This window comes from Micromonospora rifamycinica (assembly GCF_900090265.1).
Classification (GTDB): domain Bacteria; phylum Actinomycetota; class Actinomycetes; order Mycobacteriales; family Micromonosporaceae; genus Micromonospora; species Micromonospora rifamycinica.
Window position 1 is genome coordinate 2,743,920 of the sequence record NZ_LT607752.1, and the last position, 14,575, is coordinate 2,758,494.

The window sequence follows — 14,575 nt, forward strand, 5'->3', positions numbered from 1 at the left end:
CATCACGGCCTACCGAACTTTAGCCGAACAGGCGCCCCACCAGATACCTCCTGGTCTACATGCAACAGTGTCGTAAACCCATGCCTTTGAGCCATTTTTCCGGTCCAGGTCATCCATGCAGCCTGCTCCGGCGCGTGTCCGCTCGCAAGTGCTGCGACAAACGCCGCCTTGTTCTCATCCACAAGGTTCCCATTGATTGTTCGCACCTTGCCACCTAGAGCATCCATCATCCGCCCAAAGATCACTTGCCCCCTCACCGGGCTGTTTTTCATGTCGGCCAGTAGAGTTAATCCGCCGTCGGCATCAACTTCACTATAAAGAAGACTGCCACTCTCGTCATGATCCCATTCGTAGCTGCTACCGCTGAGGCTCTCCCGACCCTCACAGTTGTGCACAAGCACTGAAGTTGTGCCGGCCAGCACATAGTACGTGTGGGTGTTGGCGACCGTGAGGTTGTGGACTCTGGCCTGTAGGACGGTCCACCGTTCGACAGCGGTGACCTGGACGAGAGTCCCGGCGCTGGTCCGCAACCACTGCCCCGACCGCAGGTCCGTGGCGTGGACCCACTCCCCCAGCTCAGGCATCCAGAACGGATGCGCCTCGGTCGCCACCAGCCCGGCCGACTCCGACTCCGACTCGGGCTCCGACGACGACTTCGACCCCGCCGCGTCGACGGTGATCCTCACCAGGTTCTTCACACCCTGGCTCGTGACCGTCGCGGTGACCGTCTCCACCTCGACCCGACCCGTCCGCGGATCAGTGACCCTGACCCGGTCCCCCGGCTTGACCTGCTCGATCGGCTTGGTCGACCCGTCGGCCATCAGCACCCGGGTACCGGGAAGGAAACTGTTGGGCCGGGTACAGGAGTCGCCCGCACCACCACCGCTGGACCCACCGTTGCTGCGCGCGGACCCACCCGACGAACCACCCGACTTCGACCCACCCCCACCGGACGACGACGAGGGCTTCCTCCCACCACCGCCGGACGCGGCAGCCGAGGACGCCTTCGGGTTACCGTTCGCCTGCGCCTGCTTCTGTACCGGGTTGCCCGTCTTCCGCGCCGCCTGCGCCGCCGCGTTACTCGTCGTGTTGACCTTGTCGACCGGCTTCTTGGCCGCCGCCTGGGCAGCCTTCTTCGCCCGTTCGATAGCCAGTTTCTTCGCGTTCAACGCCGCCGTCTCGGCCGCCCGCGCCGCCGCCAGGACCGCCTCGGCGGCCCGCTTCGCCGCCTTCCACGCCTGGATCGCGGCGATCGTCCGATTGATGGCTCTGGCCACCGCGGGGATCTTGCCGAACTTGGCCCAGGGGATCGCCCCGATGATGAGGCTGCCGCACGCCCACAGATCGCCACCGAAGCAGTTCAGGGCGTCGTTGATGCCGAGGAACTCCTTCAGCATGTACCAGGCCGAGTCCAGGATCACCGACATCAACGACCGGCCCATGTTGGCCTGCGCCTGCGCCACCTGGGCCGTCGACAGGCCCGCACCGGCCAGCGCCGCCGCCATCTCCGACGCCGTCAACGACACCGACAGCCCCGACGGGTCCGAATGCGTCACCGGGTTGTTGTGCGCGTAGGCGTAGCCGTTGTTCTGCTGCGGGTCCGTCAGGTCCAGCACCGGATCGGCCGACAGGAACCGGCCCACCGACGGGTCGTAGAGGCGTGCGCCGAGCGGCACGAAACCGGAGGCGTCGTCCCGGGTCGCGCCGAGGAAGCCCGCGTTCGTCTGCATGTTCGCGCCCAGATCGGCCGCACCACGCTGGTTGCCGAACGGGTCCTGCTTCCTGATCCGCACCGGCATCCCGCTGTACAGGCCCACCTCCGCGTACGGGCTGCCCTGGTGGTCACCGGCCACGGCGACCAGACCTGGGGCGTTGACGCCGTGGGCGTAGCGGACCACCGCACCGCCGGGGGCGGCGTACGTGCGCTGGGTGTTCACCAGCGTGCCGCCCCGGCCGACGGTGACCTGCGACTCGCCCAGGTCGAGGGTCGCCTGCCGGCCCTGGATGGTCAGCAGCCGGTTGCCGCCCGGTCCGTAGATGTGCCGGGTCTCCGACTGCGCCTCCCACTGCTGGGCGGTGGAGGCGTTGTCGCAGGCGGTCAGCAAGATCGGGGTCGCGTTGGTCGGGGCGGCGTTCTGCACGGCGAGGCACAACCCGGAGGCGACGTGCCTGAGCTGGCCGGTCGACGCACGAACCAGGTGCTGGGCGGTCGACCGGTCGCACTTCTGCAGACGCAGCGGCGACCCGGCGGTAGTGGCTGCCGGCTGGACGCACCAGCCGTCGGGGCCGGTGAGAGTGCCCAGGTTCGGGTCGTTCTGGTCCATGCCCGGCACGGGAGCGAAGGCCCACTTCTGGGCCGGCGAGCCGTTGCACGAGTAGAGCTGGATCGGCTGGTTGGCCTGGGCGAGGCCGGCGCTGAGATCCAGGCACTTGTCGGCCAGGCCCACGTACGGGGTCCGCCCCTTGCTGCCCAGGCCGGTGATCCGCTCGACCTTGCCGTCGTACGTCCAGGTCAGGGTCTGCTCGTCGCCGTTGTTCGAGGTGACCGACTTCGTCTCGCCGGTCAGCTCGTACAGCCGGGTCGCCTCGGAGGTGATCTCGACGCCCTGTGGGGTGGTCCAGTGCCGGGCCACCGTGCTGAGGGTGCGCGGCTGGCTGCTGGTGTACTGGTACGTGCTGGTGATCGCGCCCGTCGCGGTCGCACCGCTGAGGTCCTGCTCCACCAGGGACTTGCGGTTGCCGAGCAGGTCGTAGCGGTACTCCTGCCAGTAGCCGGTGCCGTCCTGGCCGGGCGACACCGCGAGGGCGCCGAGCGGTCCGGTGGCACAGGCCTCCTGGTCGGCGGAGGTCCAGGCGGTCTCGAGCTGGCCGAGCGCGTCGTAGCGGAAACACTGCCGCTCGGCGATGTCGGTCGCACGCTCCCGGATCGCGGTGACGTTGCCCGCGTCGTCGTACGAGTACGCGCGGCGCGAAACCAGGTTGCTGCCGTCGAACCGGTTGCTGGTCTTGTCCTTCTGTTCCCGGTGCACCTGCTGCTCGGTGAGCGCGCCGCTGGCGTCGTCGTAGCTGGCGGTGGTCCACACCCGGTAGGGCTGCGCGCCGAGCGTGGAGCGCAGCACCTGCCCGTACGGTGAGTAGACCGTCTCCGCGCCGTACCAGTCCTTGCCCGAGACCGAGAGCGGCAGGCCGTCGGCCGTGTACCTGACCAGGATCTTCTCGGCGGGCAGGTTACCCACGGCGGGCAGGGTCGACGACTCGGCCAGGCCGGTGTCGGTGTACGAGTAGTCGTACCGGTAGGAGGAGCGCAGGCCCCAGGTGTCGGCCACCGACTGCGGCAGGGTGAGCGTGGTCGACGTCGGCTGGTAGTCCTCGGTGTAGCCACCGATCGTCTGGGTGTAGGGCAACCCGTCGGTGTATCGGGTGGCGCTGGCCGGCAGACCCTTGCCTCCCGGGACCGTGTCGTAGCTGAACTCGGCCAGGAGCGCGCCGGTGCTGCCACCGAGTCGCTGCCGGGTCGGGCGGGACAGCTCGTCGTAGCCGTTCCAGACGGTGACGCCACGGGCGTTGGTGGCGGTCAGCTGCCGGTCCCGGTGGTCGTACGTGAACTGGGTGGTGCCGGCGTCCGGGTCGGTGCTGGAGGTGAGCCGGCCGCGCTGGTCGTAGTTCCACGTCCACGGGCGGTCCGCAGCGGCGGAGTGCCGGGCGTTCGTCAGCCGTCCCTGCGCGTCGTACCCGTACGTCATCGAGGTGAACTCGGTGCGGGCCTCGTCGGTGAAGGTGTCCACCCGGGTGGTCCTGCCCAGCGCGTCGCTGAACATCCGGTAGGAGGCCGACCCGGTCGGGTTCACCACGGTGGACTGGTCGGTGCCGTAACCGTAGGTGGTGGCCCGCTCGGGCCGCTCCTGGTCGCGGAGGATGGGCAGTTCCCGGGTCACCCGGCCGAGGCCGTCGTAGCTGTAGCGGGTGATGTTGGGTACGGCGGTGCGCGCCAGCGGCACGAAGAGTTCGCCGCGCGGTCCGCCCTCGGTGTAGTAGGCGTTGTAGGTCTCGAAGACCTCGCCGGCCTTGTTGTAGTACCGGTCGGTGATCAGCCGCCCGCCACCGGTGGCCTGTTCCTGCCGCTGCCGCTCCCGGCCCAGGCCGTCGTAGATGGTGACGGAGGTCTGCACCCCGTCCTCGTGGCCCCGGCTGAAGGTCGTCACGTACGGCGACCTGCCCTCGGGGGTGGCGTACTCGGCCCGGAAATCCGGGACGGCGGTGACCGACGGGGTGCGGCCCGGCCCCCAGGCTTCGACCAGACGGCCCAAAGCGTCGTACCTGGCGTTGCTGACCCGCCCGTTGGGATCGGTGGTCTTGAGCGTGACGGCGCGACCGGGATCGAGTTCGCGGACCTGATCGTGCCCCAGCGGGTTCCGCTCCTTGACCGAGTACGCCTGGCCGGTGGAGGGCAGGTACTCGATCTGCGACTGCTTGCCGTCGGGGTCGGTGCGGAAGGTGACCCGGCCGATGCCGTCGATGGTGGTGGTGCCGTCGGACTGGAAGCCCGCGCCGTCCGCCTTCAGCGACCACGTTTCGCGGACGCGGCCCCTGGTGTCGGCGGCGAGAGCGACACCGTACGCCTCGTCGTCGTAGGCGATCCGGCTGGCGGAGCTGAGCGTCGTCAGATCGCCGAAGGCGGCTGCCCCGCAGGTTGTCGGGCTGGTCAGGACCTGCTTGGTCAGGCCGATCAGGTTCTTGTCGGTGCGGTGCAGGTACTCGATCGTGGTGCAGGACTCGTCACCAGCCTTGCCGACCTCGCCGAGGGACTCGATGCGGTCGGGCAGCCCGTACGTCTCCTCGAACCTGGTCTTCGTCTCTATGGCACGGTCGCCACCGGAGGAGCGCCTGTACGCGACCTGGCGCGGCTCGGTGACCCGCCAGGCGCGCAGCGGGCTGAGGCCGGACCCGCGCTCCCGGGTGGCGAGCAGCGTCGCCTCCGGATACGTGATGCTGCGGGTGAGCCAGTTCGCCCTGAGGTGGGCCGCGTCGGCGCCGGGCTCGGCCTCGACGTACGTCAACTCCTCGGCGACCCGGCCGGCGAAGGGCTCCTTGTCCTTCGCGATCTCGTCGCCGGCGATGTCCTTCACCGACACGGTGTCGCCCAGGCCCCGGAAGTAGCGGGTGACGGACATCGTCTGCCGGCTCCCGGTGCAGCCTCGTTCTCTCCGGTGAGGACGGTCACCTGGTCGAAGCCGGCGAACTGGGACCAGGTGCGGGTGGACTTCTTGGTGAACTCCTGCTCGGCGAGCTTCCAGCCGGGGGTGCCGTACTCGTACACGGTGCGGACGTTGAAGGGCCCGTCGACCGCGGGAACCTCCTCGACCGACTCCACCACGTACTTGTGGAACCAGTCGATGGACTCCTCGGCCGGGTCCGGGTGCCAGAAGGCCGGGTAGCAGAGCCGGGTGTTCGCCTTCAGCGCCGCGGTGACCGCCGGGTCCTTCGGGTCGTTCGGCAGGCCCGTACCGGTGGCGCAGGCCCCTGTGGGCTGCTTGTAGGTGACGACGGTCTCGCCACCGTACTCGTTGACGACCCGTCCGATCCGCAGCCGGGAGAAGCCGGGGCGGTTGTCGTTCCTGACCCGGTTCGGCATGTCGTCGACGTTGGCCGCGAACCGCACCGGGTTGAGGGTGATCCGGTCGCCGGTCACGCCGTAGCCGGATCGGGTGACCGACTCCAGCCAGAGCGCGGTGTTGGGGCCGGTCCGCAGGGTCGGGAAGGACTGCTTGAGCTGGTAGTCGTCCACCGCCTGGAGACTCGTGCTGCCCTGCTGGCGCTGGGCCCAGGTGGTGATCTTCGTGAGCCGCTTGCGGGAGAAGAAGGACGGCCCGGCGTTCCAGCACTTCTGCTTGTCGGCACAGCGCAGGTCGGCCGGGGTGTCGTACCAGATGCGGTACTTCGCCGGGTCCTTGCTGGTGAAGTTGGCCTCGGAGCAGGTGGTCGTGCCCTCGGTGAAGCAGCGCTCGGCGACGTCGAAGGTGACCCGGGCCAGCGGGGCCGCCGAGTACACGTTGCCACGGCGCTGCCCGTAGTCGATGCGGGTGAGGTAGCCGGCCCGGTCGTACTTCACCGGGGCCTTGAAGTTGAAGTTCCTGGCGTAGTAGTTCGACTCGCGGGCCCACCACAGGCTCATCGCGTTGCTGTGCACGTCCTCGACGTAGTCGAGGTTCCACCGCCAGGCCCGGGTGCAGACGGAGCCGGCCCAGTTGCCCGCCTTGTAGCAGGGCTCCCCGGGATGGTTGCCGTACACCGGCACGGTGAGGACCGAGTTGGTGACCGGATCACCGGTGCTCCAGCCGGGCAACTCGTTGAGGCCGAAGTGGTACTTCGTGCCGTCCCGGGTGGTGACGATCCAGTGCTCGCCGTCGGCGTCGCCGTTGCTGGCGTCCGTCTTCAGTTCGATCCGGGAGCCATCGCCGTTGGCGGTGGTCCAGCTGCCATTGGCGTAGACCAGCTCGGTGGTCATGCCACCGAGGGAGAGGGTGGCGTTGTCCGAACCCCAGCAGAGGTCGGCGGTACGGTGCGTGGTGTTGTTCGCGCCGGAGGTGGCGTCCTGCCGGCAGTTGGCGTAGCTACGGGTGATGGAACCGGCGCTGTAGTCCCAGCCGTCGCCGATCCAGGACGCCTGGTTGTTGGTGGCGGAGGTACGGCCGTCCACCGACTGCGACGAGTACCCCAGCGCCACCTTCGGCATCAGGCCACCGGCCATCTCGGGTATCTGCATCTGGTACGAGTAGGTGAAGGCCCCGGAGGAGGAGCCAGCCGCCCAGGAGCCCGAGGAGAGCAACGGGCTCGCGGTGAAGTCGCCGCCCGCCGATGCGCCGGTGTCCAGTACGCCGACGACCTTCGGGCTGCCGTAGCGGCAGCGACACCGGTGGTGCGCGCGGACCGTGGGTCGAGCAACGGGCCGACCGGCACGGTGCCGGTGACGACCCGGCGGACCGGTGCCTGCTCGGCCCGCGTGGTGCGGGCGGACGCCGACGCGGCGGGCACCAGGGTCACCTCGCTGGGCACCGCCTGCGCGGGTGCGGGGCCGACCGGCTCGGTGCCGTCGCCGCCATCGGCGCAGTCCCCGCTGTCGGGGGCGTCGTAGACGCAGTCGGGCAGCAGCATGACGCCGAACCGGTCGGCGGCCTGCGGACCGTACAGGTCGGCGAAGGAGGTGTAGTCGACGCTGAGGGTCACCTCGGCGGCCGGATCGGTGGTGACCGGCGGGGTGAGCTTCATGATCAGGCCCGACACCCCGGCGACCTGCGACGTCTCGGGCGCGGCGAGGTCGACCGTCCAGGTGCCGGCCAGCGCGGCCGGGTCACCGTCCTGCGGTACGCCGAGCGCGACCGGCAGGTCGTCGACCGGCCGGGTGGCGCCGGGCGCGACGCCGGTCAGGTCCACCGTGCCGGTGTCCTGCACCCAGGGCTCGACGGCCGACGGGGCGTACTCCGTCACGTCGCCGACCTTCTCAGTGGTCATCTCGGTCTGCGCGACGTTGTCCTGCTCGACCAGCGCGGTCTCCGGCAGGTCCGGCAGGTCGAGCCGGTCCTTCTCGCGGCTCATCCCCGGTCCGGGCACCGCCAGCGCGGCGGCGGGCAGGCTCGTCGCCGCCAGCGTGGTGGAGAGCGCCAGGACGAACGCGGTGCGGGTGGCCCGCCCCCATCGACGGCGGGCGACCGCCCGGGTCTGTCGGCCGGGCGACCGTCGGAACAGCAAACCGTTACCACGCATGCGCGTCGACTCCCACCCAGGCGCGAAGAGGAAAGAAGAGGTGCGGACAACCGCGACGGCACATGCCGGCGGCTGCGACATGTGCTTGAGCACTCTGCGTCAGGAGAGCCTCACGCTCAACCCCGTTATCGGTTACCGCCCGCAGGGTCGAGTGATCTGGACCACTGGATGATCGATAGCAGAAACCATCAAAGGTCTCGTGCCACCTGAAAGCGCTCACAAGATCGCAAACATTGCCACCCTGCGGCACCAAAAGCCGCATCGGTTCAAATTCGGGGCATGTCTCTCAGTAACTTTTCCTAGCGGATCACGAATCAATAACGGTCACGGGATAGACGAGGTGCCCTGGTGCCGTGCGATCGTGTGCCCTCGTTCTGCCCCTGACCCGCCGGATCCGCCGGCCGGGCGTCCCGTTTCCCTGTCCGCCCGGCCCCACGGGAGTAGACCCGCCGTGACCGCGCCTCGCCTGCTCAAGCCCTTAGTGCGTACACGCACCAGGCTGACCCTCACCCTGGGTGTGCTGCTGGCCGCACTCGTCGTCGCCCCACTGCCGTTGCGACCCGGCCCCGGCCCGCCCCGGGTGGCCGCCGCACCCGCGCCCGGCGCTGCTCCGCGGGACGAACCGACCGCCGTGGCGCACGCCGCCCGCACCGGAGACGAGGTACTTGTCGACACCGCCACCACTGCCACGTCGCTGACCTGGGCGCTCCCTGATGGGCGACTACGCACCACCGTCCACGCCACCCCGCAGCGGGCCAGGGCCGCCGACGGGCGGTGGACGAGGATCGACACGACGCTGACCCGCGCCGGAAAGGCCGCCGGTCGCCTCGACGTCCGTCCGGTCAACGTTCCCACCCCGGTCCGCTTCTCCGGCGGCGGCACCGAAACCGGTGGCAGCGGGGGTCGCAGCCGCAGCGAAGGTGGCAGCGCCACCAGCGTGCTGGCCGAGTTGGAGGCCGACGGACACACCATCACCTACACCTGGCCGGGCCCGTTGCCGGAACCGGTGCTCGACGGCCCGCGCGCCCTCTACTCGGAGGTGCTGCCGGGGGTCGACCTACTCGTCGTCGCCCGCGAGGCAGGCGGCTTCGGCCAGCTGTTGATCGTCAAGAACAACGCCGCCGCGACGCTCCAGGCCGTCGACGCGCTCAGCTACGGACTCAGCTCCGCCACGGCGGTCTTCCAGCACGATCCGGAAACCGGCGGTGTCCGCGCCCTCGACCCGACGGACGGTCGGGAGGTCGCCTCGGTCCCCTCGCCCTTCGCCTGGGACTCCGCCGGGCAGGACGCCGAGGATCCGCAGGCGGTGCCACGTACCGCGGTGGACACTCCGGCCGACGTGCTACGGCTGTCCGGCCTCAGCGGCAGTGAACCGGGTGCCCGGCAGGCCCCGATCCGCACCCGCCTCGATGGTGACGGCACCGGCGAGACCCGGCTGCACCTCGACGCCGCCGGCACCGGCCTGCTCACCGATCCGACGGTCGCCTTTCCCGTCTTCATCGACCCGACGCTGATCAGCGGCACGCTGGCCTGGGCGACCGTCTACTCGCAACACCCCAAGACCAACACCTGGAACGGCACCAACTTCAACTCCGGCACCTCCGACGCCCGCGTCGGATATGAGCAGCAGACGCCGCTGCGGACCCGCTCGTTCTGGCGCATGCAGTACCGCACCGACATGAGCGGCGCGGCGATCAGCTCCGCGAGCTTCAAGGTACTGAACAACCACTCGTGGTCCTGCACGAGCCGGGAGATGCAGCTCTGGCTCACTGGCGCGATCTCCTCCGGCACCACCTGGAACTCCCAGCCGAGCTGGCAGACGTTGCAGCAGAAGAAGTCGTTCGCCTACGGCTACGGCAGCAACTGCGCCGACGACTACGTCAGCTTCGACGTACGGAACGCGGCGCAGCAGGGCGCGGACAACGGTCTGGCGAACCTCACCTTCGGCATGCAGGCCACCAGCGAGTCTGACACGCTGACCTGGCGTAAGTTCAAAGCCACGTCGGCAGAGCTGACCGTCGTCTACAACCGGCCGCCCGGCACGCCGACGAACGTCACCTCGTCCCCCGGCGGCAACTGCGTGCCCGGTCCGGGCGGCGGCGTCACCGTCGCACGAAGCAACCTGGTGTTGTCGGCGACCGCCGCCGACCCCGACGGCAACCTCAAATCGCTGCGCTTCCGGTTCTGGAAGACCGGCACGACCGTGCCCGCCGGCACCCTGGTCACCCCCAACAGCGCCGGCAGGGCCACGCTGACCGTTCCCGCCAGCACGCTGGAGGACACGGCCGTCTACTCGTGGAACGTCCGGGCCGAAGACACCTCAGGCACGACGTCGGCGTACTTCCCGACAGGGGCCGAGCCCTGCCGGCTCACCATCGACGCCTCCGCGCCGCCGGCACCCGACGTCAGCAGCGATGTCTTCAAGGAGGCCACCGACGACGGAGCGACCTGGGCCACGGTGAAGTTCGGCCAGACCGGCAAGATCAAGTTCAGCGCTGCCGGCGCGGCCCGGTTCACCTACTCCTTCGGCGGCGTCGGCAGCCTCTCGGTGACCGCCACCAACGGCGTCGCCGAGGTGCCCGACCTCAAGCCCCGGCATGCCGGCCCGAACACCCTCCAGGTGTACGCCCACGACACGGCGGGCAACCGCAGCGAACCTACCAACTACACCTTCTTCCTACCGCCGTCCGACCAGGCCGACGGCCCCGGCGACACCGGTGGCGACAGCATCCCCGACCTGCTCGCGATCACCATCGGCGGCGAACTGCGCACCTACCCGGGCGACAAGGGCGGCGAGCTGCACGAATCCCTCACCAGCTCGTACGCCGCCGACGGCACCCGCAACCCGCCGGGGCACTGGACCGTCCGCGCCGGTCCGGCCGCGCTGATCACCAAGTACGGTGACACCTACCCGGGCGACGGCACCACCGACCTGTTCGCCCGTACCCCCGACGGCGGTTTCTGGCTCTATCCCGGCGACGGGTACGGCAGCTTCCCGGTGGACCGCCGGCTGCGGGTGCTCCTGCCGACCGACACGCCCACCCTCCCGGCACCGGCCACCTGGACCCAGATCAAGGCGGTCGGCGACCTCGACGGTGACAAGCTGCCGGAACTGGTGGTCCGTTCCGGGACGCAGTTCTGGGTGCTGAGCGGCTACACCGGCGGCAGCTTCCAGGCGGCGACTCTGATGGAGGGCACCGCCTGGGCCCGCCGTGAGGTCGTCAACATGGCCGACATCGACCTGGACGGAACCCCCGACCTGCTGTGGCGGAACCTGGACAACGGCAACATGTACGTCCGGCACGGCAAGCCCGGCGCGGTAACCGGCACTGTCATCCTGGACTCGCTCAAGACCGCTGCCGGCTCCCGCGCCGGGGACGTCCCGTACGGGACGGGCTGGACGGAGGCGGCCGTCGACGCGCTCATCGGCATCCCCGACGTGAACGGGGACCAGGTGCCCGACCTCTGGGCCCGGTACTCCTCCGACGGGAAGCTACGGATCTACCACCCGTCCAGCACCAACACCGGCGGACCAGTGAAGATCGTCATCGAGCAGGACTGGGGCCCGGTGCAGTCCTTCGGCTGACCGATGACGGGCACATCGGGCCTCGAATCGGTCCGGTTGCCCGGGATCAGCTGTCACCTGGTGGGTACCGTCACAGCCGAGGGAGGGTGAGGCGTATCCGGGGATGACAGGGGGAAGAACATCGCGATGGGCGACGCATGGCAGCGTACGAAGCGGATCACCAGTGCCGCGTTCCGACCGGTACGGGGTCGGGACCTCTCCCTGCACGCCGCCGCCATCACCTTCTACGGGGCGATCGCCGTGGTGCCGGTGGCCCTGCTGGCGATCTGGCTCACCTCGCTGCTGGCCGGCGCGGACCGGGTACGCCGGCTCACCTCGTACGCCGTGGAGACGCTGCCGGACGCGATCGGTGCGCCCGACGCGGTGGACGCGCTGGTCAATGCCGGGGTGCAGTTGACCCCGCTGCTGGCGCTGGCCTCCCTGCTGCCCGCCTCGCTCTACGGTGAGGGGCTGCGCCGGGCGTTCGTCTCGGTGGCCACCGCGCCCAACCCGGACGAGACGCTGGTCGGCTGGCGGGGGCGGTTGCTGCTGCTGCCGCTGCTCGCCCCCGCCCCCGCCCTGCTGCTGTCGATCCTCATCGCGCTGCCCACCACCACCCGGCTGATCCGGCAGGGCGGCTGGATCGCCGCCCTCGGCATCGTGCTGTCGTTCCTGGCGGTGTGGCTGGTGCTCACCCCGGTGCTGACGTGGGTGTTCCGGGTGGTCGGGCCGGCCTCACCGGACTGGCTGTCGACCCTGGCGGTCGGGTCGTTCACCGCCGCCAACCTCTCCGGCTTCCTGCACGGCTTCGTGCTGTTCTGTTCGCTCCCGCTGGACCTCGGTGTCCCGTTCGGCGGCTTCGACCCGGTCGGGGCCGGTGTCGCGGTGCTGCTCTGGCTCTACCTGTTCCACGTGATCGTGCTGGCCGGCTACTCGGCCACCCTCGCGCTGTCCCGGTGGCGGGTCCGCCGCGCCGCCGCCTCCGGACCGGCGTCCGGGGACGGGTCCGGATTTGCGGCCGGGTCCAGGGATACGGCGGGGTCCACGGATACCGCCGGGTCGTCGGTCTCGCGCAGGCCGTAGCGGGTCCAGAGCCGGGCCAGGGGTGCCGGCGCCCACCAGTTCCACCGGCCCAGCAGCCGCATGGTGGCCGGCACGAGCAGCGCCCGGACCAGGGTCGCGTCCACCACGATCGCCACGATCATGCCGACGCCGATCAGCTTGATGTAGGCCATCCCGCCGGTGGTGAAGCCCGCCACCACGATGATCAGCAGCAACGCGGCGGCGGTGATGATCCGCCCGGTGCGTTGCAGGCCGGTGGCGACCGAGGCGGTGTTGTCGCCGGTGCGGTCCCACTCCTCGCGGACCCGGGAGAGCAGGAACACCTCGTAGTCGGTGGCCAGCCCGAACAGCACCGCGAGCATGAGGATGAGGTTGCTCGGCTCGATGAACCCGGTGGAGGTGAAGCCGAGCGGGCCGGACAGGTGGCCGTCCTGGAAGATCCAGACCACCACGCCGAACGACGCGCCGATCGACAGCAGGTTCATCAGCACCGCCTTGACCGGCAGCACCACCGAGCCGAAGGCCAGGAAGAGCAGCAGCAGGGTCGCACCGGCCATCAGCAGGGCCATCCACGGCAGCCGGTCGCCGAGGCTGTCCAGCAGGTCCACGTCGGCGGCGGGCCGACCGCCGACCAGCACCTCCGACCCGGCCGGGCCGGGCAGGTCCCGCAGCGTCCGCACCAGGTCCCGGGCGTCGTCGCCGGTCGGCTCCCCCGGGTAGCTCACCGACAGCAGGGTGGACTCCCCCTTCGCCGCCGTGACCTGCACCCCGGTCACCCCGGGCAGCGCCGCGACCCGGTCGGCGAACGGGCGTACCGCGTCGGCCGGTGCGCCGGAGACCAGCACCTCGACCGGGGCGATCGTGCCGCCGGGAAAATCGGCGGCGATCCGCTCGGAGACCACCCGGGGCGCGGCGTCCACCGGCAGCACCCGCTCGTCGACCCCGCCGAAGGTGATCCGCGCGAACGGGGTGGCCAGCACGGCGAGCAGCGCCGCGACCCCCACCAGGTAGAGCACCGGCCGGCGCATCACGCTGCGCGCGATCCGGGCCCAGGCGCCGCCCGCGTCACCCGCCGCCGGCCGCGCACCCGTCGTCCCACGCCGCCACGGCAGCGGTACGCGCACCGCGTCCACCCGATGGCCGAGTACCACCAGCAGGGCCGGCAGCACGGTGAGCGCGGCCAGCATGGCGATCAGCACGGCGGCCATCCCGCCGAAGCCCATCGACCGCAGGAACGGCTGCGGGAAGATCAACAAACTGGCCATGGCCAGCGCGACGGTCAGCCCGGAGACGAAGACCGTCCGGCCGGCGGTGAGCATGGTGCGCCGGATCGCCTCGGTGGTGCTCCGGCCGGCGGCCAACTCCTCCCGGAACCGGCTGACGATGAACAGCGCGTAGTCCACCGCCATCCCGAGCCCGATCAGGGTGATCACGTTGATCGCGAAGATCGACACGTCGGTGACCAGGTTGACCAGGCGTACCGCCACGAATGCGCCGAGGATGGCCAGCCCACCGACGAGCAACGGCGTGCCGGCGGCGACCAGTCCACCGAAGATCAGCACGAGCAGCACCAACAGCACCGGCATGGACAGCAGCTCGGCCCGGGTGATGTCCTCGGTGCTCTGGGTGGTGGCCGCCGCCTGGAACGCCACCAGCCCGCCGACGTCGGTCCGCAGCCCCGGCGCGTCCATTGCAGGGCGCAGCCCCTCGAACTGCGCCGACCGGGCGTCCTCGTCGCCACCGGTCAGCTTGACCACCGCGTAGGTGGCCCGCCGGTCCTCGGCGACCAGCGCGGGCGCGGGGGCGTCGTACCAGGTGGTCACCTCGGCCACCTCGGCCCGCTGGCGCAGCCCGGCCACGGTGACTCTGACCGGGTCGCGGAACTCCGGATCGTCGACGGACGCGGTGTCGCTGGACCAGAGCACGATCACGTCCGCGCCCTGCCGGCCGAGTTCGGCGGTGACCCGCTGCACGGTCCGGCTGGACTCGCTGGAAGGGTCGTCGAACCCGCCCCCGGTCAGCTCTCCGAACACCCCGCTGCCCCAGGTGGCCCCGACGACCACCAGCACCCCGGCGGCGGCCAGCACCGCCCACCGGGCGCGCACCACCACCCGCCCCCACCAGGCGAACATCCACCTCTCCCCTCGTCAACCCACCGAACCATCGACCCCTGGACCCACCGACCCA

Annotated in this window: 2 protein-coding genes and 2 pseudogenes; 2 read left to right on the forward strand and 2 right to left on the reverse strand. The window is 70.4% G+C overall.

Annotated elements, in window-relative coordinates; genetic code table 11:
- Window positions 1-2: 2 nt before the first annotated feature.
- Window positions 3-7,761, reverse strand: a pseudogene (locus GA0070623_RS11080) (ricin-type beta-trefoil lectin domain protein).
- A gap of 451 nt (window positions 7,762-8,212) precedes the next feature.
- On the opposite strand from GA0070623_RS11080, the gene GA0070623_RS11085 reads away from it, so the two are divergent.
- Entirely contained in the window at window positions 8,213-11,347 is a 3,135-nt protein-coding gene (locus tag GA0070623_RS11085; RefSeq protein WP_067311454.1) for an FG-GAP-like repeat-containing protein, read from the forward strand.
- 126 nt (window positions 11,348-11,473) lie between these two features.
- Window positions 11,474-12,409, forward strand: coding sequence for a YhjD/YihY/BrkB family envelope integrity protein (locus tag GA0070623_RS30960; protein WP_084261443.1), 936 nt, complete (start codon window positions 11,474-11,476; stop codon window positions 12,407-12,409).
- A gap of 32 nt (window positions 12,410-12,441) precedes the next feature.
- Here the strand turns inward: GA0070623_RS30960 and GA0070623_RS11095 are convergent.
- Window positions 12,442-14,520 (reverse strand): annotated as a pseudogene (locus GA0070623_RS11095) (MMPL family transporter); the annotation flags it as partial.
- Window positions 14,521-14,575: the final 55 nt, after the last annotated feature.

Excerpts from the sequence above, each read along its gene's own strand:
- GA0070623_RS30960 (WP_084261443.1), top strand. The coding sequence starts at position 11,474 with ATGGGCGACGCATGGCAGCGTACGAAGCGGATCACCAGTGCCGCGTTC.